We start from the raw sequence: 25,942 nt of genomic DNA on the forward strand, positions 1-25,942 counted from the left end.
CTACGACTAATTATAAACAACGGATGATGAAAAAAAAACTGAGACTTACAGCCTTAATGGGCGTCGCTGTGTTTGCAATGGGTATATCGATATTGAATGCCCAGCAACCGGAAAGAAAACTGGGCTGGCATCTGTCTGCTCAGACGTATACGTTTAACCGGTTCACTTTTTTTGAAGCTGTTGATAAAACGCTCAGTGCCGGCATGAATTCGGTGGAGGCATTCAACGGACAGGAGCTGGGAGGAGGCATCGAAGGGAAGATGGATTACAAAATGGACGCGGCGAAGCGGAAGGCCATCCTGAAAGCGCTGAAAAAGAAGAAAGTGAAATTGTGTGCTTTCGGTGTAGTAAAAGGCAAGACAGAAGAAGAATGGAGGCAGTTATTTGAATTTGCTGATGCGATGGGCATTAAGGTGATCAATTCGGAGCCTAATGAAGAGTTTCTGCCATTGATCGGGCAATTGGCTACGCAATACAAGATTAAAGTGGGCCTTCATAACCATCCTAAACCAACACATTATTGGAGTCCACAAGTGGTGTTGGATGCCATATCGAAAGCCAACAGCGCTTACGTTGGAGCCTGTGCTGATATTGGGCATTGGGTACGCTCAGGGTTGGACCCTGTCGAATGCCTGAAACAATACGAAGGGCATTTGACGAGCCTTCATTTCAAAGATCTGGCTGAGAAAGCCCGTAAAACCCATGACGTGCATTGGGGTACCGGTGTTTGCAACGTGGAAGGGGTGATCGCTGAGCTTAAGCGGCAGGGTTTCAAGGGCAATATTTCTGCCGAGTATGAGCACAATTGGGAAAACAATGTGGGGGATGTTGCGCAGAGCGTAAAAAATTTCAGGACTATAGTTGACAGTCTTTAACCGACGGGCGGTTATGTTTGCAGGCCCTTTGCCTCGGATGACATAGGGATAACGCTTGCATCGACTTACGACTGACGACTAACTTCTAAAATCCGTTTCAGATCTTCCGGCGTGTCCACTGCCATGGTTTCATGAGCAGTTTCTGCGGTTTGGATAGCATAGCCATTTTCTATCCAGCGCAGTTGTTCGAGTGCTTCGGCTTTTTCCAACGAGGATACAGGAAGTTTGGTCAGCCTGGCCAATATGTCGGTCCGATACCCGTAGATACCGATATGTTTGTAATAGGGGTGTAGATGCAGCCAATCCTGTGAAGGTGCATTTCGCTGAAAAGGGATGGTTTGGCGGCTGAAATAGATCGCCCGTCCTACGCGATCAACCACCACTTTTGGCATACTCGTATTGAATAACTCATCAGCCTTTGTAATCCGTTTAATTAATGTGGCGATCTGGACGTCTTTATTTTCGAAACAGGACACCAGCAAATCGATCTGTGTCGGTTCAATGTACGGTTCGTCCCCTTGAATATTTACGGCGACATTAAAATCGGTGTAAACCGTCAGGACTTCGGCGCAGCGGTCTGTGCCACTTTCGTGGGTGCCGGCTGTGATCATCACGTTCCCCCCGAAAGCACTAACATGATCAAAAATTCGTTTATCATCAGTGGCTACGACGACCTGATTGAGCGACCGGCTTTTCGACGCCTGTTCGTATACCCGCTGTATCATGCTTTTCCCAAAAATATCGGCCAACGGCTTTCCGGGAAAACGACTCGAAGCATAACGTGCTGGGATGATGCCGATGGTTTTTATGTTGGACATGTGTGTTTGTATTAGGTATCGCGTATTGAGATTTACGGCTTTCTCGAATTTTCGAACCGGTAACCAGGGCTTAAAACAAACCGAACAGTTCGGTCTCAATTTTTTGAAGTACAAAACCCATATCTTCTGGATTGTTTGCGAAATCGAGTTTATCCTTATCCAGGATAAGCAGTTTGCCGTCTTTATAGTTCTTGATCCACTTTTCGTACTTTGCGTTTAATTTGGAGAGGTAATCCAGCCGGATATTTGCTTCGTATTCGCGGCCACGCTTCTGTATGTTGTCAACCAACGTCGGAACCGAAGCCCTAAGATATATTAACAGGTCGGGCGGTTTGATATACGATACGATGCTTTCGAAGATACTGCTGTAATTTTCGAAATCGCGTGCGCTCATCAACCCCATATCATATAGGTTCTCCGCGAAGATGTAAGCGTCTTCATAAATTGTCCGGTCTTGGATGATGTTTATCTCTTTTTTTTGCAGCTGTACGATATGCCTAAACCTGCTGTTTAAAAAATAAATCTGTAGGTTAAATGCCCAGCGCTTCATATCGCTGTAAAAATCTTCCAAATAAGGGTTGTCATCGACAGCTTCGAACTGTGGCTCCCATTTGAGGTGATTGGCCAGCAGCTTGGTGAGCGTTGTTTTTCCTGCTCCGATGTTTCCGACGATGGCGATATGCATATAAAGAGGTTTAAGACATCAGGCAATTGCCAAGCATCTGTTGTCTGGTATTTTTATCTGGCGTCTAACGTTTGACATTAAAATTTCCTGAAACCGATAATTTCGCGTACATCCGCAATTGTTTTTCGGGCACTCTCACGTGCTTTTTCGTTGCCCCAGCGGATTACCTTGCTAATATACTCGTTATCCTTGGAAATTTCATCGATGCGTTTGCGAACGGTGTCGGTGGCGACGATCATGTCTTCGGCCAGTTGTTTTTTTAGATCGCCATAACGTATTTGGCAACTGTTGTAGCACTCATCGAAATGCTGTACCGTGTCTGGCGAAGAAACAGCCGCCAGTAAGGTGAAGAGATTCTGGATGGCTTCTGGCTTCTGCTGATTGGGCTCGGTTGGGCCGCTGTCGGTGACTGCACGCATCACCTTCTTACGGATCACTTCTGGTGTATCCGACAAATAGACCGCATTGGCTTCACCCTCTGATTTGCCCATTTTTCCTTTTCCGTCCAACCCCGGTATCTTGATCAGCTGCTTACTGAATGAGAATGCGTGCGGCTCAATGAAATAATCCGTCTGGTACATCCTGTTGAACCGGTTGGCAAATGTGCGTGCCATTTCAAGATGCTGCTCCTGATCTTTTCCCACCGGCACTTTCGTGGCGCGGTGCAATAGGATGTCGGCTGCCATCAAGACCGGATAGGTAAGCAATCCTGCATTTATATTGTCTGGATTCGCCCTTACTTTGTCTTTGAACGAAGTCGCCCGTTCAAGTTCACCTAAATACGCATTCATGTTGAGGTAGAGATAAAGCTCGGTTACCTCGGGTACGTCGGACTGGATGTATATCGTAGCTATCTCCGGGTCAATGCCCGCGGCGAGGTATTCGACCACCACTTGGCGCACGCTGGCATGTAGGTCGCCCGGAGTGGGATGAGTGGTAAGCGAATGTAAATCAGCGATAAAAAAGTAGCAATTATGTGCTTGTTGCATCTGCACAAAATTCTTAATCGCTCCATAATAGTTTCCTAAATGTAATTTTCCGGTACTGCGGATACCGCTCACAACTGTTTCCATATTCGCGGCGAAAATACGCAATTATCGGCGAACTTTGATGGGGATCCGGCAACGGTCGGTCATGATTTTGTCAAGGACGGAAATCATTTCGGTGTTTGCCGTGGCGGTTGTGGACGATTATACTTATTTTTGCCGTGCGCATATCATTCAATGAGCGGTTGATTATGGAAACACTTGTAAAACCAACATATAAAAAACCCGGGCCTGATGACTTTTTTAAGAAGCTCCAAAAGGAAGTACAGGAAAAAGTGTTGGGTGACAAGCGTATCCAACGACGGAATGTGATCAAGACATACTTTCTGTTGGCGCTTTATTTCGGGTTTTACGGCTGCATACTGTTATTCGGCAACCATACACCGTTGCTTTTTTTGTTTTATATCCTGTTGGGTTTTTCGATGATTATGTTGTTCATCAATGCGTTTCATGACGCAGCTCATGGGGCCGTTTTTAAAAAACGGAAAAACAATCAGCGGTTTATGTATGTGCTGGAGCTTTTCGGCAGCAATAGCTGGCTTTGGGGAAAAAGGCATAACGCGCTGCACCACCCATACCCTAATGTCCAGCACTGGGATACCGATATCAAACAAAGTGACTTGGTGCGGATATTTCCGGATAGCCCCCTGTTGAAACAACACCGTTATCAGCACATCTACATGTTCCTCTTGTATCCAATGTATACGATGAATTGGCTGTTCATCCGTGATTTCAAGGATTTTTTTGGTACAAAGGACAATTATGTGAAACGTGTTATGAAAATCCCGAAAATCGAATATTATAAGCTCTTTGCGGCTAAGTTATTCAATCTGTTCTATCTGGTCGGAATCCCGATCATCGTGCTGAGCCAGCCATGGTACGTTGTGCTTTTGGGATGGTTAACCATGCACATTTTTGGTAGTATGCTTGGGGTGATCGCGTTGATATCGACGCACGTCGACGAGACTGCGGTGTTCCCGCTGCCACCGGCCGATGGAAAGATGAATGTAACCTGGGCCGAGCACCAGATGATGGTAACGAAGGATTTTAGCGCTGACAATCCATTTGCGAATTTCCTGTTCGGGGGCTTTACGCACCATGTTGCCCACCACTTGTTTCCGCACGTTGCCCATACGTATTATCCTTACATTACGCCGATTATCAAAAGATACGCCAAGGAATACAATTTGCCGTATACATGTTATCCGGCGATAAAGGCCATACGTTCGCACTTCGTGCTGTTAAAGAAGCAGGGGGCAGGCGAAAGCTTGTTCCGTCACGGCGAACTATGATCGGCAGTGCTACTGTTTCTTTGCTTCTTCCCAAAAGACATCCATTTCCGCAAGCGTCATTTCTTTAAGATTTTTGCCGGCTTCCTTTGCGCGTGTTTCCAAATAGGAAAAGCGTTTAATAAATTTTTTATTTGTTCGCTCCAATGCATTTTCGGGATTGATTCCGACGAAACGGGCGTAATTGACTAATGAGAACAGCAGGTCGCCAAATTCAGCTTCAGCGCGCGCGCTATCGATAGGTTCGGCACTATTTACGTCGAACTCGTTTTTAAATTCAGCTAGTTCCTCTTCGACCTTTTGCCATACCTGGCGTTTTTCCTCCCAATCGAATCCGACTCCTCGCACTTTTTCTTGAATTCGGTACGCCTTTACAAGGGCAGGTAGCGATTGAGGGACACCCGAGAGTACTGATTTGTTGCCTTCTTTTAGCTTCAATTGCTCCCAATTGCGCTTCACGTCATCTTCATTACTGACATGGACATTGCCATAAATGTGCGGATGGCGGGCAATCAGCTTTTCGCAGACACTGTTGAGCACGTCTGTAATGTCGAAGGCATCTTGCTCTTGGGCGATCCGTGCATAGAACACGAGGTGCATCATAAGGTCGCCCAGTTCATTTTTTACTTCGCCCAGATTGTTGTCGAGGATAGCATCACCCAGTTCATACATCTCTTCGATGCTCAGGTGGCGTAGGGTTTCCATGGTTTGTTTCCTATCCCAGGGGCAATCGGTACGAAGCGTATGGAGAACATTCAGCAAGCGCTCGAAAGCTTTGGCTGGCGTGCTTTGCGCTGGTGGCGGGGTATGGGGCATATAACTTTTTTGTTCGCAAAGATAGCGAATTTTAAGCACCTACCGCTTTGGCACCGTGGAGTTGCAAGTGCTGCATGAAGGCTGCAAGTTGCGAGAGTGCGGTTGTAAACTCGGCTTCCGCAGGTAGTTCGCCGCTCCTTGCATCGATTTCCATCTTTCGGAGCTGGAAGGCAATTTTGTCGGCGCCAACCTGCGCAGTTCGCCCAGCCACCCGGTGGAGCAGCAATTCTATTTTTTCCAAATCTTTCTTTTCGTAGTATTTTCGCAGGTCTGCTACATCCGAACGGGTATCCCTGGTATATAACGCGATAATGTTTTTCGTCTGCATATCATCTCCTAGCGCAAAATGCCCCAAGCCGGATAAATCAACTCTTTCTCGATCCGGTTGGGCAGGCACAATCCCCAGCACCTGAAGCAGGTCTGCCTCCTTGAATGGTTTTAGGAGCAGTCCATCAAAACCTTGGGCGAGAATTTGTTCTTGTTCTTCAGGGAGCACCTGTGCGGTGCAGGCATAAATTCTCACCCCTTTGGTGTCAATTTTCTTTCGCAGCTCCCTGTTCAGCTGCATGCCATCCATTTCTGGCATCCTGATATCCATCAGGATGGTCTCAACCGCCGGATCCCATGCCGCGGATAATACCATGCTAGGCGATGTGAAGCAGCGATAGGTGATGCGATATTTATCGAGAATGTTTCGGCACAGACCCAGTATCAGCCGGTCATCATCAATAATCCATACGTTTTCTTCCAAAGCTGGCTGGGCTGCATCTGGAATGCGGTGTGCCGAGACTTCCGTGGCGATGGAGCTCGTCTTCAGCGGAAGATTGACCTTAAATACGGAACCAAACCCCTTCTTGCTCTCCACGCGGATTTGGCCTCCCATGCTCTCGCAAATGGCCTTTACAATGCTCAGTCCTAATCCGCTGCCGAAATAGATACCGGAATTGGCGTTTTCCGATTGTTCGAAGTCGTTGAATATGCGATCTAGGTCTTCCGTCGGTATGCCTTTTCCCGTATCTTTGACGACAATATTGAGTTCTGTTTTTTCTTCATAAACTACCGTGCTTACGAGGAGGGTAACCTTGCCACGTTCGGTGAATTTCACTGCGTTGCTCAACAGGTTGAAAAGGATCTGCTTGATGCGGAATGCGTCGCCCGATACATTTCCGGATCCTAGGATACGAGTATGGAGCTCCAATTCCAGCCCCTTGGCCTGGGCCTGTGTTTTCATCACTGAAACGACGTTAGCTACCAAGCCTGCTACGGCAAAAGGCTTTTCGTTCAACGTTATTTTGCCGGAGGTGATGCGGCTGTAGTCCAGGATTTCGTTAACAATCTGCAACAGGTGTTCGGAAGAGTGATAAATGGCATCGATTTTGGCGTTTTCACCGTCCTGTTCCTGTTTTAGCTGCTCGGAATAACCGATGATGGATTGCAGGGGCGTGCGCAGCTCATGGCTCATGTTAGCGAGAAACCGCTGTTTTGCTGCGGCATGGTATTCGGCTTCCTCTTTTGCGGCTTCCAGCGCAGCGCGGTATGCGTTGTTGCGGCGTATATCTGCGAGGATCAGGTAAACCATGATGGAGGTGATGACGAAAAAAACAAGGAAAATGATGCTTATACGCCACACGCTTTCGCTGACAACAGCCCGGGCTTGCTGGTTGTCCACTTCCATTTGTTGCATTGCTTCGTTTTCTACCGAATGAAGAATGCTCAGCATATTGCTTATCAGTGTATTACTCGCAATGGTCAGTTCCATTTCTCTGTTAACAAATTGCTCGCGCTGCTGCTGCTGGAGCATTTGGAAATGCTGTACCGCACTGTCAATGCGTGCAAGTGTACTGTCATGCTGAACCGCGCGAATGGTATCCACAATCGTTTCTAATTCCTCTTCTACCATTCGCCGTTCTTCGACTACCTGCCGTGATGGTTGCTCGGGCGGCTTTCGTCCAAAAAGGCGCTTAAGGAAACCTCGATCGTCATTATCAATGGGAACGGTAACGGCAGCGGTGGTATCGCCTGCGATCGTTGTGGTTCGTCGCTTCCTTTCGGTGGTGACAATCGTGCTGTCCGAGCTGGGTTCATAGATGACATCACTCAACGAACGTAGCTGGTCCAAAAATTCCTGACTGTCGACCACTTTCTCCCGGACCCTTACATAAGCGTTGAACAGTTTATCCCGTTGCCGGAGCAGGCGTTTTATTGAGTCGACGCGCGCCTGCTGTATGTCGCTCCCCTGATACAATTCCTTGAGCGAATCCAAGGATGCAAAGATGGTAGCTGACTCCTTAGTAAAGCTCTGGTAAGCAGTGTTGCCACTGAAAGCCTGCGAACGCTGGAGTTGATCGAGACGCATGATGTCACGGGATATCCCGCTGACCATTTCCAGTTTTGGGTCGGGGTTGGTGATGCTTTCTACGGTATCCATCATTTCCGTAAACGCCACCCGGCTGATACCCCATGCCAAGCCAAGCGCCACTGCACAGGAAAAAAAAACAAAGATCACTTTGCTCCGTACACTTTTCGTGGATTGTATTTTTTTGGAGGACATGGAAGACCTTGAACCTGTTGCTTTTGTAAAGTTACTAAAAATTGTGCTAAAATGGCAATCGGCTATCGGCGGTCAGCAATCAGCCCTTTTATATTGGGCGATACGCTTAGTCACAGAACCGATAGCCGACGCAATAGCCACAATTCGGCTACTGATTCAGAAACACAAACTTATTGTCAAACATATCCAGTTTGATATTGGCATTTCTATCTATTTTGCCGGCGAGAATTTCTTTTGACAGCTCGTTGAGAATGTGCTTTTGAATGACGCGCTTGAGCGGACGTGCTCCGAATTGGGGGTCATATCCCAATTGCGCTAACCAATCGAGCGCCTCCTCGCTAGCGGACAGGTTTATACCCATCTCGGCCAGCTGCTGTTGTACCCTGCTGAACTGTATCTGTACGATTTTACCCAGTTCTTCGCGGCTGAGCGGAGCGAACATGATCACCTCGTCTATTCTGTTAAGAAATTCAGGACGAATGGTTTTCTGTAGCAGCTCAAAAACCTCGTGCTGCGTTTTTGCTACGATTTCTTCCTTATTGGTTTCATCCAACTGGCTGAAATTTTCTTGGATAAGGTGCGATCCGATGTTGGATGTCATAATGATAATCGTGTTCTTGAAGTTCACCACACGCCCTTTATTGTCCGTCAGGTGGCCATCATCCAGCACCTGTAGCAGGATATTGAAGACATCGGGGTGAGCCTTTTCGATTTCATCGAGGAGCACCACGGCATACGGCCTGCGACGGATGGCTTCCGTAAGCTGTCCGCCTTCATCGTATCCAACGTAGCCTGGGGGCGCACCGATAAGCCGCGATACGGAGTGTCTTTCCTGATATTCGCTCATGTCGATGCGGACCATCGATTGCTCGTCGTTGAAAAGGAATTCTGCCAGCGCTTTGGCGAGCTCGGTTTTTCCCACGCCTGTTGTGCCCAAGAAGATAAATGAACCGATGGGCCGGCGCTCGTCGCTGAGCCCGGCACGCGACCGCCTGATGGCATCCGAAATGGCTTCAATGGCCTCTTCTTGTCCAGCCACGCGCTTGTGTAATTCTTCTTCAAGGTGTAGCAATTTATCGCGCTCGCTCTGCACCATCTTGGTCACAGGGATTCCCGTCCACCGGGATACCACGCCTGCGATATCCTCGGCCGTTACTTCTTCCTTAAGCATGCGGCTTTCACCCTGCTTTTCAGCCAGCTCCTTTTTGTGCGCTTCTACTTTGTCTTGCGACTCTTTGATGCGGCCGTAACGGATTTCGGCTACACGGCCGTAGTCGCCTGCGCGTTCAGCCTGGTCAGCTTCAATCTTATAATTTTCAATTTGCTCCAGCTCTTGGTTGATATTGTCCACAAGTGTTTTTTCGCTCTGCCATGCTGCCCGCAGGGAATCGCGTTCGGCGCTAAGGTTAGCAATTTCCTCGCTGAGCTCTGCTACCTTTTTGGTGTCATTTTCCCGTTTGATAGCCTCCCTTTCGATTTCCAGTTGCATAATGCGGCGTTCGATCTCGTCCACTGCTTCGGGAACGGAATCCATTTCCAGCCGCAACTTAGAGGCAGCCTCGTCCATTAGGTCGATTGCTTTATCAGGAAGAAAGCGGTCGGCAATGTACCGTTGCGACAGTTCCACGGCTGCAATGATCGCTTCGTCGAGAATGCGTACTTTGTGGTGTGTTTCGTAGCGCTCTTTAAGGCCTCGGAGGATGGAAATAGCGTCCTGTGTATCCGGTTCTTCAACCATCACCTTTTGGAAGCGGCGTTCCAGGGCTTTGTCTTTCTCGAAATACTTTTGGTATTCGTTGAGCGTAGTAGCCCCGATAGCCCGCAGCTCGCCCCGCGCAAGCGCCGGTTTAAGGATGTTGGCGGCATCCATTGCGCCTTCGCCTCCTCCGGCACCGACAAGCGTATGGATTTCATCGATAAATAGAATGATCTCTCCGTCGCTCTGCGTTACTTCCTTGACAACAGCTTTGAGCCGTTCTTCGAACTCGCCCTTGTACTTCGCCCCGGCAATCAAGGCGCCCATGTCCAGCGAATACACGGTCTTGGTTTTCAGGTTTTCCGGTACATCGCCCTTGATGATGCGGTGGGCGATACCCTCGGCGATCGCTGTTTTTCCCACGCCGGGTTCACCCACCAAAATCGGATTATTTTTCGTGCGCCGGGAAAGAATCTGGATTACCCTCCGGATTTCTTCGTCACGGCCGATTACAGGATCCAGCTTGCCGGACTCGGCGTCTCCATTTAGGTTCCGTGCATATTTGTTGAGCGCGTTGTATGTAGCTTCTGCGTTCGGATCGGTCACGCGTGCATTCCCACGGAGGTCAGTGATGGCTTTTTTCAGGTCCTTTTCCGTTACCCCTTGATCTTTAAGTAGCGCAGCCGTATTGCCGCCAGCACTTAGGATGCCGAGCAGCATGTGCTCAACGGAAACAAATTCGTCCTTAAATTCCTTCAGGTAAGATTGTGCCTTTTGCAGGGCACTATTGGCAGACGAAGAAAGATAGATATTGCTGCCGCTTACCTTCGGAAATGTCCCGATTTGTTTTTCAAGCCCGTCCTCCACGTGTTTAAGGTTTACGTTCAGCTTTTTCAACAGGTGTTCTACCACATTCTCATCTACCAATAACAGCGCCTTGAGCAGGTGTGCCGTTTCGATAGACTGCTGTTGGTTACCTACGGCTATTTCGGACGCTTTTTGGATCGCCTCCTGTGCTTTGATGGTATAGTTGTTAAAATTCATGATCTCGTCGTTTGAGCAGTGTTAATCAAAACAAATACCATCGAGTAAAAGATTGCCGAATCGGAAATTTTGTCGTTCAAACGTTAAGTTATACTGAATAAATGTCTGATCGATAATGGATTATGTGAAATAATTGCAGGTTAGCAGCATGTTGGCGGGTATCATGCTGTCGCATCCGCGTCGGGGGTGCTATCATCAAAAATTCGGTTTGAGCAGGTACTTATCATAGAACCGGAAAATATGCTCGGCAGCCTCTTCTGCTGTATCTACGAGACGATACAGGTTTAGATCTTCCGGACTAATGTTTCCTTCGCGCAGCATGGTGTTTTTTACCCAATCGAACAACCCACCATAGTATTCCGTGCCTACAAGTACAATCGGAAAGCGTGCGATTTTCCCGGTTTGAATGAGTGTAACCGCTTCAAAAAGCTCATCCATGGTGCCGAATCCGCCAGGGAGCACGATGAAACCCTGCGAATATTTCATGAACATCACCTTTCGGACAAAGAAGTAGTTGAATTGAAGTAGTTTGTCGCGGTCAATGTAAGGGTTGTGGAACTGTTCGAAAGGTAGTTCGATGTTGATGCCGACGGACTTACCACCCGCTTCATAAGCTCCCTTGTTGGCCGCTTCCATGATGCCAGGCCCCCCACCAGAAACTACACCATAGCCCCGCTCGGTAAGCAGCCGTGCGATGTCTTCGGCAAGTTGGTAATATTTGTGGTCCGGCGGGGTGCGTGCCGATCCGAAAATGGACACACATGGGCCTATCTTTGCGAGCTTTTCGAATCCATCTACAAATTCAGCCATGATTTTAAATATCTGCCAGGAGTCTTTTACTTTGATTTCCTGCCATGTCTTATTTTCAAAGGCTCGCATGATTTTGTCTTCCCGAGTTCTTGCCATAGTTGTTGTCTTGATCGTCGCTAAGATAGCCAATTTTTACGCTCAACTCCGTTTTAACGTGCAAAATATCAAGTTTATGTTTATTCCCGCAGCATTGCCACGTTACTTCAATTTGCAGGCTGTCAGCCTCTCGCATAGCCAGGACAACGCAAATAAAATCGCAGTCGCCACCGGAAACAGACTTCGTTGTAAATTTTTAGTTAGCCCCGCAAAAAGTTATCTTTGTTCCATGAATTTTTCTTCCAAACTGCTGGAACAAGCCGTTGCCGAATTCGGTCGCCTGCCAGGTGTAGGGCAGAAGACGGCGTTACGTCTCGTACTGCACCTGTTGAAGCAGCCCGAGGCTGATGTGTTGCGGTTTACCGATGTGTTCAGTCGCCTGAAGCGGGATATCCGGCATTGTTCAGTCTGTCACAATATTTCGGATAATGATGTTTGCGAGGTATGTGCCTCGCTAAAGCGTGATAAAGGATTGATATGTGTGGTGGAAGATACACGTGACGTCATGGCCATCGAAAATACTAATCAATACCATGGCGTATACCATGTGCTGGGTGGGCTGATTTCGCCGATGGATGGTGTCGGACCGTCAGACCTTCAGGTGGATAGCTTGGTCAAACGCCTCGAAGCAGTAGGAGCGCGCGAAGTTATCTTGGCGTTGAGCGCTACCATGGAAGGGGATACTACCATCTTTTATCTTTATAAGAAAATCAAGGATTTCGGGGTGCAGATCAGTACCATTGCCCGTGGTATTGCCTTCGGCGGTGAATTGGAATATGTGGATGAAGTAACTTTGGGGCGTTCTATTGTCACCCGTGTACCTTATGAGCGCAGTATTGCATCGTAAAACCGTCGTCATTACCGGAGCGTCTTCCGGTATTGGATTGGCCTGTGCGGAGGCATTTGCGCGACACGGTGCCAACCTGGTGTTGGGAGCGAGACGCTATGTCGAGCTGTGTAATATCGGAGAAACCCTGGAAAAGCAATTTGGCATCCGAGCCGTGGCGGTTTCGTGTGACGTTGCCAAGGAGGTGGACTGCCGTGCCCTTATCCAACAGGCAGAGACAGCCTTTGGGGGTATCGATATTCTAATCAACAATGCCGGCATCAGCATGCGGGCGCTGTTTTCCGATTTAGATCTTGGTGTGCTCCACCGGTTAATGAATGTCAATTTCTGGGGCGCCGTATACTGCACCAAATATGCCATGGCAGCGCTGCTTCGCAGCAAGGGTTCGGTGGTCGCCGTGTCTTCCATTGCGGGTTACCGGGGATTGCCCGGCCGTACGGGATATTCAGCATCAAAATTTGCCATCCATGGATTCATGGAATCGCTGCGCGTGGAAAATTTGAAGACGGGATTGCATGTCATGGTTGCCTGCCCCGGGTTTACCGCGTCCAATATCCGCCAAACGGCGCTCAACGCGTCGGGCGGAGAACATGGAGAAACCAGCATGGATGAAGGCAAGATGATGACGGCCGGAGAAGTTGCCGAGCGTATTGTGCAAGGGGTAATCCAGCGTAAACGCACATTGGTAATGACCCGGCAAGGTAAGCTGGCCGTATGGATGAATAAACTGCTGCCTGCCTGGGTGGATAGGCAGGTGTACCAACTGTTCGCCAAAGAGAAAAATCCGTTGGTAAAATAATAAGCGATAGTCTTTACATCCTTTTTACCACGACATAAAGCCCGGCGGCCGCTGCCATCAATGCAACCGCTGTGCCCAACCATAGGGTGTTAAACCCGTATCTGTCCGCTACGCTAGTGCCGAGGAACGGCGAAAATACATGAGCCGCCGAAAAGGCCAGGGCATTCAATCCCATGTACGCACCCTGCGTCTGCTTTGACGCTCGTTGCACGGCTACGGACGCCATGAACGGCATAGCCAGGATTTCGGAAATACTGAGCATAAAAATGGATGCATAGAGTACCCAGTGGCCCGTAGGGATGGGTAGCATGGCGAAAGATACGGCGCATAATACCGTGCCGATAAAAATACTGCCTGCGTAGGAAAGGCGGCGTTCAGCGATATGCACGAGCAGCATCTCGAACACGACTACCACGAAACCGCTAAACCCTAAGATGATACCCACCTGCCTTTCGTTGAGGCCATGCCCGTGCTGGTAGAAGAGGGGCAGGGTGCTCAGCAACTGGAAAAAGCAGATGGCGTATACGCAGCATAACAGGCTGAATACCAAGAATAGCCAGTCGCGGTAGGGGGAAACGGGATTTGGAGATACCTTGTCGTCTTTCTCCTGTGCCAACGTTGATCGGACAGTCCCCTTTCGTTTAGCGAAGAAAAAGATAAACACAAGAGCTGCGATGAAAGCAGCCATGGCGTTGCCGTAAAAAATCCAGTTGTACGAGATTGACGCCAGGAAGCCACCTAATGCCGGACCGACGGAAAACCCGAGGTTGATGGCCATCCGGTTGAGCGAAAAGGCACGCGTAATGTTTTCGGGCCGCGCATAGCGCGCTACCGAAACCGAGTTGGCTGGACGAAACGATTCGGTGGCCACGCTGAGAACGTAGATCATGACAGCGAGCCCTTCCGCGGATGTAAACAACGGGATCGCTATGAAAAATGGAACTGAGGCGAGCAAACTTAGGGTCTGTACCCAAAAATTGCCGAATCGGTCGGTCAGCCATCCGCCGAGCCATGATCCTGTAACTGCCCCGAGGCCGAAACAGGCCAGTACAACCCCTGCTTCGCGGATCGAGAAGTTTAGGGCCTGTGTCATGTAAATGCCCAGAAAAGGCAGCACCATGGCTCCGGTTCGGTTGACTAGCATGACGAGTGCTAGCATCCAGGCCGGCCGAGATAGCCCCCGATAGGAATCGATGTATATACGTATAAGCTCTTTCATGACTGAACCCGCATATCACAATTGAATGGAAAAGCGTAAATCTTTTTACTTTCGTAGTACCCCGGAATTCATCTTGATGTCACCCAACTGCGGCATGCACGTCATCCGAAACCTTATAGTTATGGGCCACCAATGACTTTTTCTCTCCCGAGCGGCGCTCGAACAAATAATCAAGCCGTCCAAGACTAATGCCGCCAAAACCTACTTGAGTGATGGTCGTTAGATCCCCGCAGCGGTTGCGAACATGCTCGGGCTTAGGCATAAACGTATGAGTATGTCCCCCAATGATCAGGTCAATATAGCCCGTATTTGCAGCCAGTACTTGATCTGACACCTGATTGTCTTCATAACGATAACCCAAATGCGATAAACATACGATGAGATTACACTTGTAATCATGCTTAAGCCGTTCAGCTATCCGATTACCTGTAGTGACCGGATCGAGGTAGCGAACATCCCGGTGATGGTTGGGATCTACCAATCCATCCAATTGGATGCCCAAGCCAAATACACCGATACGGAGCCCTTGTTTTTTGAAGATGACATAATCCCGGGTTTTTCCCTTTAGGCGGGTGTTGCCAAAATCATAATTGGCTGTCAAGAAGGGGAAATTGGCGTAAGGGAGCATCTTTTTCAGTCCTTCCAGCCCGTTGTCAAACTCATGGTTGCCTAATGTCGCTGCATCGTAACGCAACTTGCTCATCAGTTCAAGCTCAACCCTGCCGCCAAAGAGGTTGAAGTATGGAGTGCCCTGTACGATATCCCCGGCATCAAGCAGCAGCACGTTCCGTTGTTCCTTCCGTATTCGTTCCACCAATGTCGCGCGGCGTGCCACGCCGCCCAGCCCCTGGTTGCGCGATCCGTCCATCGGAAATGGCTCGATGCGGCTGTGTACGTCGTTGGTGTGCAGGATGGTGAGTGCGACATGTTCGTCTGTGGTAGCCAGCGCAGTATATGGCAAGCCGCCCATGGCTGAACATGAGGCAATGATGCCCGCTTGTTTCAGGAAGTGGCGTCTATCTAGCTTGTATGATGCGTCCATCGAGTTTCGGATTGATGTGTTTACCTTCTTGAGCAAGCCTGCTTACATAATCGATTAACGCATCACGGACTTTCTTGCCCAAATTGATTCGGTTTACCGGGTCGTTTAAGCCGCGTGAATTGTCTCCACCGTTGGCGAGGTAATCGTAAGTAACGAGCGTGTACGTGCGGGCAGTATCCAGCGGAGTGTTCCCGATAAGTATATCGGTTGCGCCGCTGTCGGCAATACGCATGCGCATCCCTGCCACGGGTTGTCCGCCAGTGCTGGCAATAAACTGGGCTAGCTCTGATATGCTTTTGCCCCGAAGCTCCAAGATGACCAATTCATTCTCGAATGGCATTAATTCAAAAAGGTGGCCCACGGTGATGTCACCGGGTTGAAGCTCGATTCGGAGGCCACCCTTTGTGCCAAAAGAAAATGCAGCATCAGGATACAGCTTGCGCCCCTCGGCCAGCAAAGCATCGGCGAAGAAGTTGCCAAGCAGTGTTTCCGGAGCATTAGCCGGCTTGGTCAACGCTACATTTGTTCGGCCTACAACCCGGTTCATTTCGGCTTCCAAACGGTCCTTATATGGAGCATACAGGCGGACATATGCCGGGTCGTCAGCGATGGTACTATCGATCTGAATTTTTGTAGATACACGCTGTTCACGTAGCGTTATAACGCTGTTGCATGATGCATTCACCAAGCCTACCGCCAAGGTAAGTAATGCGAGGCAGTTACGGAAGGTAAAATATTTCATGGGTGTAACTATTTTTCGGCACTGCTTTATCAGATGCAGTAAAGGTAGCCAACCGATGTTAATTTAAGAAAAAGTTTTTGTGTCGATATGCGGTAGTTTTGCTGCCGGCAATACTGATGTTGCCGTTATAGGTCACGGGCGGAATGTGGGTGCACACCGGGTTATCCACTATATTTGTCCAGGTGCTTTATCTGCCAGGCGCCCTCCGGCACGGACGGGTATCGATGCGCGTATTTTCGCGCGGATACGGGCTTTCTCACGTAAGCGTGCATACCTGTTTTTCCGCTTGGTGAACAGCGCGGATAAGTTATAGGAGTCCCAGTTGACCAGCAAGACGCTTAATAAAATCACCACCAACGCCGTAATCTGTGATGCCGTTACCGCCTCATTCGCAAACCAGGCTCCCAGCGCTACCGCAACGACGGGGTTGACATAGGTGTGGGTGCTCACCTGGGTGGCTGGTCGAACATGAAGAAGCCAGATATAGGAACTGTAAGCAACGATGGAGCCCATAACGATGAGATACGCCATCGCCCACCACGCGCCGAAAGGCACCGCTTCGATCCGGAAGCTGGCCGTTTCTCCGCGGAAAACCGCCGTTGCTGAAAAGACGATACCAGCGAGCAACATCTGCCAGCCGGTTCCCACCATGCTGTTGCCCCGCGTTGCCTCCTCGGATTTTCCGTAATACTTGGAGTACAATGAACCGATGGTCCATGCCATGGCTCCCAGCAGCAGTAGCACCATGCCCGTGATGTTTTCTTGTCGCTGATCGGCATCCATTGCTTGGGCTACGCGATCGCCGAAAAGCATAACCACACCGAAAAAGCCCATGAATACACCAAGGACTACCGGAAGGTTGCTGAAGTTGGCTTTCCAATTGGGCTTATCGAGTAAAATGAACCAAATGGCAACGGACGCTGTCATAATGGCAACCAGGCCGCTGGGCATAAACTGTTCCACCCATATGATAACCCCATTATCAATATAAAGTAGCAGCAATCCCATAAGACCCGCACGTAGGATCGTGGGTTTATGGAATATGCGATATCCCTTGAAATAGAAATAGGTGAGCAGGAGCAGCCCTGCGGTGGTGAATCGAACGGCTCCCAATAGGAAGGGGCCAAAGCCTGCCAGGGCTTTGTGAATGAAAAAGAATGTTGAGCCCCAAACCAAATAAATCATGGCAAAGGCGAAGACGACCTTCCATTGAAGTTGTTTATTCGTTGTACCGATTACTGCCATATTGATGTAGCTCCTTTGATTTTGTCCTTCATTTATCCTGTTGTTCCGTGGGAATCACCAGTTTCTGCTCTTCCTTTACCGTTTCCAAAACGATGGTGGTGCGCGTGGAAATGATGTTGGGTATTTTCGCGAATGAATTACGCATAAGCTCCACTAAAGCCGCCGAGTCTGCCGTCCTGACCTTGACCAGGTATCCATCATCGCCGGCAATGTCATGCACTTCCTGCACTTCAGGGATGGCCGCCAGCGCCTGTCCGGTAGTGGCGCATCCAATCCCATCAGCTGCCCGGATGAAAATGAACGAAAGTAACTTCTGTCCCAAAGCGACCGGGTTGATTTTGGCGTTGTATTGCACAATCACTTCCTTCTGTTCCAATTTTTTTACCCGTTCCAATATTGCCGATGGAGCCATCCCGAGTTCGCGGGCGATATCTGCGTTATTAATTCGTGCGTTTTCCTGCATCAGCCGCAATATGGTGTAGTCGATATGGTCCAAACTGTAAATTGAACTGCTCATCATTCTGATATCTCTTATTTTAAAGAATATTATTCAAATTATCGGCCAAATATACGAATAATATTCTTGAAACGGTGAAATAACGTTTGATGAAGTATTTGGATGGAGAGTGAATGTTGAAAAAAATATTTTGCGAATATTAACACCGTTAAGTATGTTTGCTGCGTTAAGAATTATTATGGGTATAAAGGAGCGAAAAGAACGGCACAAGGAGGACCTGAAAACCAGGATTCTCGAAGCGGCGAAGAAACTATTTGTGAAAGAAGGTTACGAGGCGACGTCTATCCGGAAAATCGCGGCAGAAATTGAGTTTAGTCCAACTACGATTTATTTGTATTATAAAGATAAAACCGATATAGCTTACGCTCTTCATCAAGAAGGATTTCGATTGTTACGGGAACGACTTGGAACGTTGGTCCATGTGGACGCCCCTTTTGAGCGTCTAAAGGCGATGGGTCGAGTTTACATGCAGTTTGCTGTAGACCATCCCGATTTTTATGAATTAATGTTTATCATGAAGGATCCGATGCAGTACCTGAAAGAACATCATCCCGAGGAGGAATGGCCGGACGGAGAGCGGGTGTTTGACGGGCTTATGCAGACTGTATCCGCTTGTCAAGCCAGTGGATATTTTTCCAATATGAATCCGGTAGAAGTGGCTATGCTCTCATGGAGCGTGGTGCATGGCCTTTCATCGCTGTATATTACCAGCCATTTCAAGCACATTGCCGATAAGTGCAGTTCATACGCGTTGCCGGATCAGGAGGCACTGCTGGAAAAAGCTTTCGGCGCCTACGTGCAGATGATGCAGCGCATGAAATAAAATATTTGTACTGTCATAAACACTGTTAATTATGAGAACGGTATTAATTTATCGAGTGATTTTAATTACGGTTACAGGTCTAATAGTGGCGCTTGGCACACGGGCACAGGACGTGTTGGAGGGCTACATTCATGAAGGTTTGGCTAGCAACCTGGTGCTGCAGCAACGTAACATATCACTCCGGCGCGCTGACTATGCACTGAAATCAGCGAAAAGCATGTATCTGCCATCGGTGGTGCTGCAAGCCGGATACCAGACTGCCGACGGCGGCCGCAACATTCCGCTGCCCATCGGTGATTTGCTCAATCCAGTATACAATACGTTAAACCAGATGACCCAATCCGCCCGATTTCCGCAGATAGCAAATGAAACCATTAATTTCTTGCCACGAAACTACTATGATGCGCATATCCGAACGACGATGCCGCTTCTCAATACGGCCATCGGACATAACAAGCGTATTCAGGAGGAGCAGGTAAGGCTGAGCCAACTGGAGGTAGAAGCCTATAAACGAGAACTGATAAAAGAAGTCAAAACGGCCTATTTTAACTACCTTAGTGCATTACAGACCGTGGGTGTATACCGTTCGGCGTTAGCATTGGCCAAAGAAGGGAGGCGCACCAACCAACGGCTGGTAGACAATGGTAAAGGGCTGCCGGCGTACGTACTGCGGGCAGACGGCGAAGTGGCCGTTGCGCAAGCCAAACTTACCGACGCAGCACTGCAGGTCCTCAACGCGCAGCGTTATTTCAACAGCCTGCTCAACAGGGGCGCTGATGCTGAGATTGACACCACGTTCAATCGGGAGCATGCTTTGCTGCAGGCCGCAGGCACCATTCAACACGGCGCTCGGCCGCATGGTGAACGGGAAGAGCTCAAATCGTTGTCCGCCGTCATAGGCATTCGAGAAACCGCCCTGAAAATGGACCAACAATTTGCGGTACCCAAGCTAAACGCGTTTCTGGATCTGGGCTCCCAATCGGAAGGTTTTCACTTCAATGACCAGACGCGCTACTATCTGTTAGGATTGCAATTGGAAGTTCCGCTGTTCAGCGGCGGGCGGAACAGGAATAAAATAGCGCAGTCAAGACTCGATGCACAGGAAGCGCGTTTGCAGCTGCAACAGGCCCAACAGCAGCTGGCATTAGCTAATTCAGCAGCGCTGCACCAGCTCCAGTCGGCCTGGCAAAATTACCAGTCTGCTAAAAGTCAGTTGGAGGCTGCCGATGCTTACCAGCGGCTCATTACGAGAGGATATCAGGCAGGGTCAAACAGTTATATCGAAACCGTTGACGCCCGCAATCAATATACATCGGCCAAACTAGCCCTCGTCATCAGCACTTATCAAGTACTTTCGGCAGCTGCGGCACTAGAACGCGAACAAGGCAGTTATCCGCTTACCCAATAACATCAAAACGAAATAGCATGAACATATTTGGTTACCTACCGGTTGGCTTGGCATTTTTACTGGCAATCGGTGCTTGCAGCCACAGGAAACAGTATGCGGACACACCAGCCGGTAAGGACCCGATACCGGTAACGTTGCTACCATTGGCCGCGACGGACACGACGCTTGCCATCATGGCTACAGGTGCATTTACCACCGACGATGAAACGGTGCTTGCCTTTAAAAATGGTGGCATTATCCAGCAAATCCATGTTAAGGAGGGCGACGCCTTCAAGAAAGGACAGCTCCTCGCTTCACTGGAACCAACGGAGATCCATACGGCGGTCAGGCAATCGGAGCTTGCCCTGGAAAAGGCCGAGCGCGATTACAAGCGAGCGCGACAGCTGTATATCGACAGTGTCGCTACACTTGAACAATTGGAAAATGCACAAACTGCCTTGGCGGCGGCTAAAGAGGACGCCAAGCGGGCGTCTTATAACCTTGGACATACGGCAATACGGGCAGCATTTGACGGGTATGTGCTCCAACGCCCAGCTAGCACCGGGCAGGTGGTAGGTCCGGGAACGCCGGTGCTGGTGGTCAGCGGCACAGGACGGCAGGGGTGGCTGCTCCGGGTCGGGGTGAGCGATCGGCAATGGGCGGCACTGCAGGTGGGCGACAGTGCGGCTGTGACCAGTGATGTAGCCTCCGAAGTGCCGATGAAAGCGGTAGTGCACCGGAAGTCTGAAGGTGTAGACCCGCAGTCGGGCACATTCGCCGTGTACTTAAAATTGTTGGACAGTAAGCTTCCCGGGCTGGCGTCAGGCATGTTCGGGAAAGCCCGTATCAAGCTGTCCCACACAATAGCGGGTTGGTCCATCCCGTATGAGGCAGTGCTGGATGGCGACGGGGGTAAGGCGTATGTATTCGTAACCGATGACGGTAAGATCGCCAGGCGGGTACAGGTGCAGGTCGGAGAAATTCAGAAGGGTCATGTCGTGGTAACGAGTGGACTTGAACAAGAAACATCGGTAATCGTAGCAGGGAGTCCATATCTGCGCGATGGTTCAGAAATTACGGTAAGATAAGTAGCTATGGACCTCATCAGATATCCCATCAAGAATTATCAGTTTACCCTGATTGTGGTGCTTATGGTGGTAGCCGTAGGCGTAAGCAGCATTTTAACCATGCCACGGGCGGAGGATCCTGAAATGCAGCCGCCCAATTTCCCGGTAGTGGTTGTTTACCCAGGAACCACCCCGAAAGACATGGAACAGTTGGTGGTGAAGCCCATGGAAACCCGGTTGTACGATCTGGATAATATGAAACGGATACGCACTACCATTGTCAATGGCCTGGCGGTGCTGTTTGTAGAGTATGAGCATGGCACAGACTACGATACTAAGTATCAGGAACTTATCCGTGAAGTAAGCGCCATGAGGTCCGCGCTTCCGGAAGACATTTACAGTATTGATGTGCAGCAGATTGATCCGACCGGGGTAAACGTGCTGCAGGTGGCGCTGGTCTCGGAAAATGCGTCGCGCAAAGTGATGAAGGACGTAGCCGAAAAGTTAAAGGAAGAACTGGAAAAGGTGAGGGCGCTGAAAAACGTAAAAATTACTGGTCTTGCCGATCAGCTTGTGAGGGTCGATGTAGAACCTGCGCGGCTTGCACAATTGGGCATCCCGCTCAATCAAGTGATGCAGGCGATCCAGAGTGAGGGCGCCAATATTCCGGGCGGCAGTGTACATGCAGGCGGCAAGGTATTCAGCATTAAAACAAGCGGCAACTACCAACATATAGAAGACATTAAAAACACGATCGTTTCGAGCGTGGGCGGAAAGAATATTCGCCTGGGTGACATCGCCAATGTGTATACCGGTTTCGCACCGGAGACGCATATCACCAGGCTAAATGGCTATCGGGCGGTCTTTGTAAATGCCGCCCAAAAGGCCGGGGAGAACATCAGCCATACCCAAGATACTTACCTAAAGGTGCTCGACCGGTTTGAACAACAGCTTCCCGAGAACGTCGCTTTGGTGCTGCACTTTGATCAGGGAGAGAACGTCAACAAACGCCTTAGTGGCCTGGGTATCGATTTCCTGATTGCCGTAACGTTGGTGCTGGTCACGCTGTTACCGCTTGGAATACGCGCCTCGCTGGTGGTAATGATAGCCGTACCGTTATCGTTGGCCATGGGCATTGTCACCCTCAATGCGTTCGGCTATTCGTTGAACCAGTTGAGCATCGTCGGTTTTGTGGTAGCATTGGGGCTGGTTGTGGATGACAGCATCGTAGTGGTCGAGAATATCGAGCGTTGGATGCGTGATGGGTTCTCGCGTGTAGAGGCTGCGATTCGCGGTACACGTCAGATCGCTTTGGCGGTGATTGGGTGTACCGTCACCTTAGCCATAGCCTTTATGCCGCTGATGTTTATGCCCGAGGTGGCAGGCGACTTCATCCGAAGCTTGCCCATGGCCGTTATCGGCTCGGTCATTGCTTCCATGTTGGTCGCCTTGCTTGTGGTACCTCTTTTGTCCAGCAGGCTTCTTAAGCCGCACGAAAACCCCGGGGGCAATGCCGTGCTGCGCTGGTTGCAACGGGGTATCCATAGCACTTATGCCGTATTGTTGGAAAAGGCATTACGTCGCCCATGGCAAACCGTGGTGATCGCTCTTGCCATCTTTCTTGGGGCACTGGCACTCGTTCCCGTTATCGGCTTCAGCTTATTCCCCGCTTCGGAAAAGCCACAGTTTCTTATCCGAATCAATGCCCCTTTGCAGGCCAATATTTACACTACGGACAGCATCGCCCGGCAGATAGAGCAGGAACTCGGCGCCATGCCTGAGGTACGGTATGTGGCTTCCAATGTAGGGAAGGGGAATCCGCGGGTGTATTACAACGTGGAGCAGGCCAATGAACGGGCCGACTTTGCTGAGCTGTTCGTGCAGTTACAGCCCGATACGTCGCCTGGGGAAAAGGAGGCGTTAATCGAACGGCTCCGCCGGCGGTGGACCCCGTATTTAGGTGCGAAGGTCGAGGTGAAGAACTTTGAGCAAGGCGTTCCGATTATCTCTCCGGTGGAAGTGCGCCTATTCGGTGAACATTTGGATACGCTGAAACAGCTGGCGGCCCATGTGGAGACCATGATGGAGCGCACACCCGGCGCGTTATATATAAACAATCCCGTGCGTAACGATAAAACGGATATTCAGGTAGCAATCGACCGGGAGAAAGCCTTGGCCCTGGGCGTGCCGACTGCCAATATCGACCGCACGGTACGGCTGGTACTGGCCGGCGTTGACGTAACCACTTATACTGACCCAGCATCGGACGACGATGACTACTTCGTGCGGGTAAGCGTTCCCCGTCCGGCTTACCCTGACCTATCGGTGTTTGATGAGGTTTACATAGACAACGCCGCCGGGCAGGGCATCCCGCTCAGCCAATTGGCCACACTGAAGCTGGTACCTTCTCCGCCCGCAATTTATCATATCAATAAGGAGCGAACCGTTTCGGTCAATTGTTTTGTGGATGCCGGTTATACGAATAGTGCTGTGATAAACGACGTTATCCGGCAAATGGATGGTATGCGCTTACCGGCAGGTTACCGGTATGAGATGGGAGGGGAGGTGGAAAGCCGGGAGCAATCGTTCGGCGGTTTCGGTACGGTCATTCTGATAACCGTGTTTCTATTCATTGCCGTGTTGGTGCTGGAGTTTAAAACCTTAAAAAGCACATTGATTGTGCTTTCCGTTATTCCGCTGGGTATCGTGGGAGCAGTGCTAGCCCTATTGGCAACGGGCAACACGCTTTCGTTTGTGGCGACAGTGGGGCTTGTTGCGCTGGCCGGCATTGAGGTGAAAAATACCATTTTGCTGGTTGACTTCACCAACCAGTTACGAAAGGAAGGGATGGCGCTCAACGACGCTATCGAAAAGGCGGGGGAGATGCGATTCCTGCCTATTATTCTTACCTCACTAACAGCCATCGGCGGTTTATTGCCTATCGCATGGTCGAGTAATCCGTTGATTTCACCCTTAGCTATTGTGATGATCGGAGGGCTGATCAGTTCGACATTACTGTCACGCGTGGTTACGCCTGTTATATATAAGCTGATGCCACCGAAAGTGTGATTCTATTTATCTTTTTTTATTTGCCGGTTTCGTACGCCTCCGGCGTTAGGCAAACCCTGGGCCCTTTTTTGCTTTTTCGTATCGGTAAATGCCTTGTCAGCAGTTGGGTTTCCCATTTCCTTATTCCTGCTTTTATCCTGTGCGGTTGTGATGTCTTTTCCTTTCATGATACTTTCTTTAGTTGTCTTTAGTGTAACAAACAGCGAGGCGTATTGTTCGGAAAAGGACGGTAGTTAGTCTTTGGCGGACGTGTCGCCGGTTTTGTTTTGCTTCTTTTTTTCCCGTGCTTCCAGTATTTCACGCAGGTTCCACCGTTTTAAGAGGATTTTGGTGGAGTATCGTTTGAGATGGTATTTCTCCGGTTCGCCAATCAAGAATCCGAATGCATTCATCGAAGGGACCGAATCGAAGATGACCTTAAGCGTGGCCGTGAGCGGTAGGGCAATGATCAATCCGGCTAAGCCGAAAAGCATACCGCCCAGTAAAATGGAGATAATGGCCATCAACGGGTTGATGCTGACTTTTCCACCCACAATGTTTGGTGTAATGACGTTGCCTTCCAGAAATTGCACTACTTGGAACCAGGCAATGACACCGATTGCGTACCACGAACTGTCTTTAGTTGCTAATGCAAAAAGGGCCGGCAAGATGGATCCAATGGCAATGCCAATGTATGGAAGAAGCATCAGCAGCGACGCCAGCGTGCCGAAGAACCACGCGTATTGGATGCCCATGATCCAAAGCCCTACCGTATTAAGTACCGCAACGATACCCATGACCGTGACTAGCCCGAGTAGGTAACTCTGGACCACGCTGTAAATCTTATTGAGTGTGTTGTGAACACGCTCCTGAGGTGTGGATTTAAATGCCCGGAAGAAAAATTCGCGGAAGAACACGCGGTAATACAACAGAAAGAAGGAAAATAACGGAACAAGTACTGTTCCCGCGAGTAAATTGCCGATAGATCCGAATGCTGAAGTGATATAAGAAGCTGCATTAGAAAGCAATTGGTTTGCTTGGCCCCGTAACCGTTCCGCCACTTCAGTGGGTTCGATCCCGAAACGGTCTTGCAACCAGTGTTGGATGGTGTCAAATATGGAGAGAAATTTCGACTGCATTTCAGCGCCATCCCTCCCGATGACGATGACCTGGTGTATAATGAACCAAACCAGTCCGGACAGTATGGCGATGGCCAGTAGGACCGAAAGCAGGGCTGATAACGCTTTGCCCAAGCGCAGACGTTCTAAGAAGATGGCAACGGGATACAGCGAGATTGCTATGAGGATGGAAAACATCAGCGGCAGCAACACACTTTGGAGTGTGTACATCAGCGCGATGATAAGGGCCAAGGAGATCAAGGTAGCAGCCAATTCCAAGGCATAGGGCCGTTTGATGGGAGTTTCTTGCATAGAATTCAGCTTATCTGTTTTGAATTGTTCCTTAATGATAAAGTTACGAA

22 protein-coding genes are annotated in these 25,942 nt (G+C 49.6%); 8 read left to right on the forward strand and 14 right to left on the reverse strand.

Annotated elements, in window-relative coordinates; translation table 11 throughout:
* The first annotated feature begins 23 nt into the window (after positions 1 to 23).
* Positions 24 to 875, forward strand: a complete 852-nt coding sequence (locus tag ACFOET_RS08970) for a sugar phosphate isomerase/epimerase family protein (RefSeq protein ID WP_379021740.1) — start codon at positions 24 to 26, stop codon at positions 873 to 875.
* 65 nt (positions 876 to 940) lie between these two features.
* Here ACFOET_RS08970 and kdsB read toward each other — a convergent pair whose 3' ends face one another.
* The 3 genes from kdsB to trpS form a co-directional block, all read right to left on the reverse strand.
* On the reverse strand, positions 941 to 1,684 hold the full coding sequence (gene kdsB / locus ACFOET_RS08975; RefSeq protein WP_379022433.1) for a 3-deoxy-manno-octulosonate cytidylyltransferase: 744 nt from the start codon (positions 1,682 to 1,684) through the stop codon (positions 941 to 943).
* A gap of 79 nt (positions 1,685 to 1,763) precedes the next feature.
* On the reverse strand, positions 1,764 to 2,378 hold the full coding sequence (locus ACFOET_RS08980; protein ID WP_379021742.1) for a deoxynucleoside kinase: 615 nt from the start codon (positions 2,376 to 2,378) through the stop codon (positions 1,764 to 1,766).
* Between the two features lie 77 nt (positions 2,379 to 2,455).
* Positions 2,456 to 3,451: a tryptophan--tRNA ligase gene (gene trpS, locus ACFOET_RS08985; RefSeq protein ID WP_379021744.1), complete on the reverse strand. Its 996-nt coding sequence runs from the start codon at positions 3,449 to 3,451 to the stop codon at positions 2,456 to 2,458.
* A gap of 164 nt (positions 3,452 to 3,615) precedes the next feature.
* Here trpS and ACFOET_RS08990 point away from each other — a divergent pair, with 164 nt between their 5' ends.
* Positions 3,616 to 4,716 carry a fatty acid desaturase family protein gene (locus ACFOET_RS08990; protein WP_379021746.1) on the forward strand — a complete coding sequence of 367 codons (1,101 nt, stop codon included), beginning with the start codon at positions 3,616 to 3,618 and terminating at the stop codon, positions 4,714 to 4,716.
* A 9-nt stretch (positions 4,717 to 4,725) separates the two neighbouring features.
* Here the strand turns inward: ACFOET_RS08990 and mazG are convergent, their stop codons facing one another.
* From mazG to ACFOET_RS09010, 4 genes are all read right to left on the reverse strand, one after another.
* Positions 4,726 to 5,529 (reverse strand): nucleoside triphosphate pyrophosphohydrolase, encoded by an 804-nt coding sequence (gene mazG, locus ACFOET_RS08995; protein WP_379021748.1) that lies wholly within the window; start codon positions 5,527 to 5,529, stop codon positions 4,726 to 4,728.
* Between the two features lie 31 nt (positions 5,530 to 5,560).
* Positions 5,561 to 8,080 carry a hybrid sensor histidine kinase/response regulator gene (locus ACFOET_RS09000; RefSeq protein WP_379021750.1) on the reverse strand — a complete coding sequence of 840 codons (2,520 nt, stop codon included), beginning with the start codon at positions 8,078 to 8,080 and terminating at the stop codon, positions 5,561 to 5,563.
* Between the two features lie 148 nt (positions 8,081 to 8,228).
* The gene (gene clpB, locus ACFOET_RS09005) at positions 8,229 to 10,820 is read right to left on the reverse strand and encodes an ATP-dependent chaperone ClpB (RefSeq protein ID WP_379021752.1); all 2,592 of its coding nucleotides are present in this window, start codon (positions 10,818 to 10,820) and stop codon (positions 8,229 to 8,231) included.
* 195 nt (positions 10,821 to 11,015) lie between these two features.
* Complete coding sequence (locus tag ACFOET_RS09010) at positions 11,016 to 11,726, reverse strand: LOG family protein (RefSeq protein ID WP_379021754.1); 711 nt, start codon at positions 11,724 to 11,726, stop codon at positions 11,016 to 11,018.
* A 229-nt stretch (positions 11,727 to 11,955) separates the two neighbouring features.
* On the opposite strand from ACFOET_RS09010, the gene recR reads away from it, so the two are divergent.
* Together recR and ACFOET_RS09020 are read left to right on the forward strand one after the other, a co-directional pair.
* Positions 11,956 to 12,573: a recombination mediator RecR gene (gene recR / locus ACFOET_RS09015; protein ID WP_379021756.1), complete on the forward strand. Its 618-nt coding sequence runs from the start codon at positions 11,956 to 11,958 to the stop codon at positions 12,571 to 12,573.
* Complete coding sequence (locus ACFOET_RS09020; RefSeq protein WP_379021758.1) at positions 12,551 to 13,372, forward strand: SDR family oxidoreductase; 822 nt, start codon at positions 12,551 to 12,553, stop codon at positions 13,370 to 13,372. The genes recR and ACFOET_RS09020 overlap by 23 nt, the downstream gene beginning before the upstream one ends.
* 13 nt (positions 13,373 to 13,385) lie before the next feature.
* Here the strand turns inward: ACFOET_RS09020 and ACFOET_RS09025 are convergent, their stop codons facing one another.
* From ACFOET_RS09025 to ACFOET_RS09045, 5 genes are all read right to left on the reverse strand, one after another.
* Positions 13,386 to 14,591, reverse strand: a complete 1,206-nt coding sequence (locus ACFOET_RS09025) for an MFS transporter (RefSeq protein WP_379021760.1) — start codon at positions 14,589 to 14,591, stop codon at positions 13,386 to 13,388.
* Positions 14,592 to 14,670: 79 nt separating this feature from the next.
* A complete protein-coding gene (locus ACFOET_RS09030) occupies positions 14,671 to 15,633 on the reverse strand; it encodes a bifunctional metallophosphatase/5'-nucleotidase (RefSeq protein ID WP_379021762.1) in 963 nt (320 codons plus the stop codon).
* Positions 15,608 to 16,375, reverse strand: coding sequence for a 5'-nucleotidase C-terminal domain-containing protein (locus ACFOET_RS09035; protein WP_379021764.1), 768 nt, complete (start codon positions 16,373 to 16,375; stop codon positions 15,608 to 15,610). The genes ACFOET_RS09030 and ACFOET_RS09035 overlap by 26 nt, the downstream gene beginning before the upstream one ends.
* Before the next feature lie 168 nt (positions 16,376 to 16,543).
* A complete protein-coding gene (locus tag ACFOET_RS09040) occupies positions 16,544 to 17,620 on the reverse strand; it encodes an EamA family transporter (RefSeq protein ID WP_379021766.1) in 1,077 nt (358 codons plus the stop codon).
* A 28-nt stretch (positions 17,621 to 17,648) separates the two neighbouring features.
* On the reverse strand, positions 17,649 to 18,140 hold the full coding sequence (locus tag ACFOET_RS09045) for an Lrp/AsnC family transcriptional regulator (RefSeq protein WP_379021768.1): 492 nt from the start codon (positions 18,138 to 18,140) through the stop codon (positions 17,649 to 17,651).
* A 175-nt stretch (positions 18,141 to 18,315) separates the two neighbouring features.
* Between ACFOET_RS09045 and ACFOET_RS09050 the strand changes: the two genes are divergently transcribed.
* From ACFOET_RS09050 to ACFOET_RS09065, 4 genes are read left to right on the forward strand one after another with little or no spacing between them, the layout of a single operon-like run.
* Positions 18,316 to 18,960 (forward strand): TetR/AcrR family transcriptional regulator, encoded by a 645-nt coding sequence (locus ACFOET_RS09050; RefSeq protein ID WP_379021770.1) that lies wholly within the window; start codon positions 18,316 to 18,318, stop codon positions 18,958 to 18,960.
* Positions 18,961 to 18,991: 31 nt separating this feature from the next.
* The gene (locus ACFOET_RS09055; RefSeq protein ID WP_379021772.1) at positions 18,992 to 20,368 is read left to right on the forward strand and encodes a TolC family protein; all 1,377 of its coding nucleotides are present in this window, start codon (positions 18,992 to 18,994) and stop codon (positions 20,366 to 20,368) included.
* 17 nt (positions 20,369 to 20,385) lie between these two features.
* Entirely contained in the window at positions 20,386 to 21,435 is a 1,050-nt protein-coding gene (locus tag ACFOET_RS09060; protein WP_379021774.1) for an efflux RND transporter periplasmic adaptor subunit, read from the forward strand.
* Positions 21,436 to 21,441: 6 nt separating this feature from the next.
* Positions 21,442 to 24,483 (forward strand): efflux RND transporter permease subunit, encoded by a 3,042-nt coding sequence (locus tag ACFOET_RS09065; RefSeq protein ID WP_379021776.1) that lies wholly within the window; start codon positions 21,442 to 21,444, stop codon positions 24,481 to 24,483.
* A gap of 2 nt (positions 24,484 to 24,485) precedes the next feature.
* Here ACFOET_RS09065 and ACFOET_RS09070 read toward each other — a convergent pair whose 3' ends face one another.
* Positions 24,486 to 24,650: a hypothetical protein gene (locus ACFOET_RS09070; protein ID WP_379021778.1), complete on the reverse strand. Its 165-nt coding sequence runs from the start codon at positions 24,648 to 24,650 to the stop codon at positions 24,486 to 24,488.
* A gap of 66 nt (positions 24,651 to 24,716) precedes the next feature.
* The gene (locus ACFOET_RS09075) at positions 24,717 to 25,892 is read right to left on the reverse strand and encodes an AI-2E family transporter (protein WP_379021780.1); all 1,176 of its coding nucleotides are present in this window, start codon (positions 25,890 to 25,892) and stop codon (positions 24,717 to 24,719) included.
* Positions 25,893 to 25,942: the final 50 nt, after the last annotated feature.

Origin of the sequence: Parapedobacter deserti (assembly GCF_042646065.1) — a bacterium.
Lineage (GTDB): Bacteria > Bacteroidota > Bacteroidia > Sphingobacteriales > Sphingobacteriaceae > Parapedobacter > Parapedobacter deserti.

Coding starts and splice junctions, on each gene's coding strand:
- ACFOET_RS09000 (WP_379021750.1), bottom strand. CDS start 8,080: ATGTCCTCCAAAAAAATACAATCCACGAAAAGTGTACGGAGCAAAGTG.
- ACFOET_RS09025 (WP_379021760.1), bottom strand. CDS start 14,591: ATGAAAGAGCTTATACGTATATACATCGATTCCTATCGGGGGCTATCT.
- ACFOET_RS09045 (WP_379021768.1), bottom strand. CDS start 18,140: ATGATGAGCAGTTCAATTTACAGTTTGGACCATATCGACTACACCATA.
- ACFOET_RS09010 (WP_379021754.1), bottom strand. CDS start 11,726: ATGGCAAGAACTCGGGAAGACAAAATCATGCGAGCCTTTGAAAATAAG.
- ACFOET_RS09060 (WP_379021774.1), top strand. CDS start 20,386: ATGAACATATTTGGTTACCTACCGGTTGGCTTGGCATTTTTACTGGCA.
- ACFOET_RS08980 (WP_379021742.1), bottom strand. CDS start 2,378: ATGCATATCGCCATCGTCGGAAACATCGGAGCAGGAAAAACAACGCTC.
- ACFOET_RS09030 (WP_379021762.1), bottom strand. CDS start 15,633: ATGGACGCATCATACAAGCTAGATAGACGCCACTTCCTGAAACAAGCG.
- ACFOET_RS08970 (WP_379021740.1), top strand. CDS start 24: ATGATGAAAAAAAAACTGAGACTTACAGCCTTAATGGGCGTCGCTGTG.
- ACFOET_RS09075 (WP_379021780.1), bottom strand. CDS start 25,892: ATGCAAGAAACTCCCATCAAACGGCCCTATGCCTTGGAATTGGCTGCT.
- clpB (WP_379021752.1), bottom strand. CDS start 10,820: ATGAATTTTAACAACTATACCATCAAAGCACAGGAGGCGATCCAAAAA.
- trpS (WP_379021744.1), bottom strand. CDS start 3,451: ATGGAAACAGTTGTGAGCGGTATCCGCAGTACCGGAAAATTACATTTA.
- ACFOET_RS09040 (WP_379021766.1), bottom strand. CDS start 17,620: ATGGCAGTAATCGGTACAACGAATAAACAACTTCAATGGAAGGTCGTC.
- ACFOET_RS09055 (WP_379021772.1), top strand. CDS start 18,992: ATGAGAACGGTATTAATTTATCGAGTGATTTTAATTACGGTTACAGGT.
- ACFOET_RS09065 (WP_379021776.1), top strand. CDS start 21,442: ATGGACCTCATCAGATATCCCATCAAGAATTATCAGTTTACCCTGATT.
- ACFOET_RS08990 (WP_379021746.1), top strand. CDS start 3,616: ATGGAAACACTTGTAAAACCAACATATAAAAAACCCGGGCCTGATGAC.
- ACFOET_RS09020 (WP_379021758.1), top strand. CDS start 12,551: ATGAGCGCAGTATTGCATCGTAAAACCGTCGTCATTACCGGAGCGTCT.
- ACFOET_RS09070 (WP_379021778.1), bottom strand. CDS start 24,650: ATGAAAGGAAAAGACATCACAACCGCACAGGATAAAAGCAGGAATAAG.
- ACFOET_RS09035 (WP_379021764.1), bottom strand. CDS start 16,375: ATGAAATATTTTACCTTCCGTAACTGCCTCGCATTACTTACCTTGGCG.
- recR (WP_379021756.1), top strand. CDS start 11,956: ATGAATTTTTCTTCCAAACTGCTGGAACAAGCCGTTGCCGAATTCGGT.
- mazG (WP_379021748.1), bottom strand. CDS start 5,529: ATGCCCCATACCCCGCCACCAGCGCAAAGCACGCCAGCCAAAGCTTTC.
- ACFOET_RS09050 (WP_379021770.1), top strand. CDS start 18,316: ATGGGTATAAAGGAGCGAAAAGAACGGCACAAGGAGGACCTGAAAACC.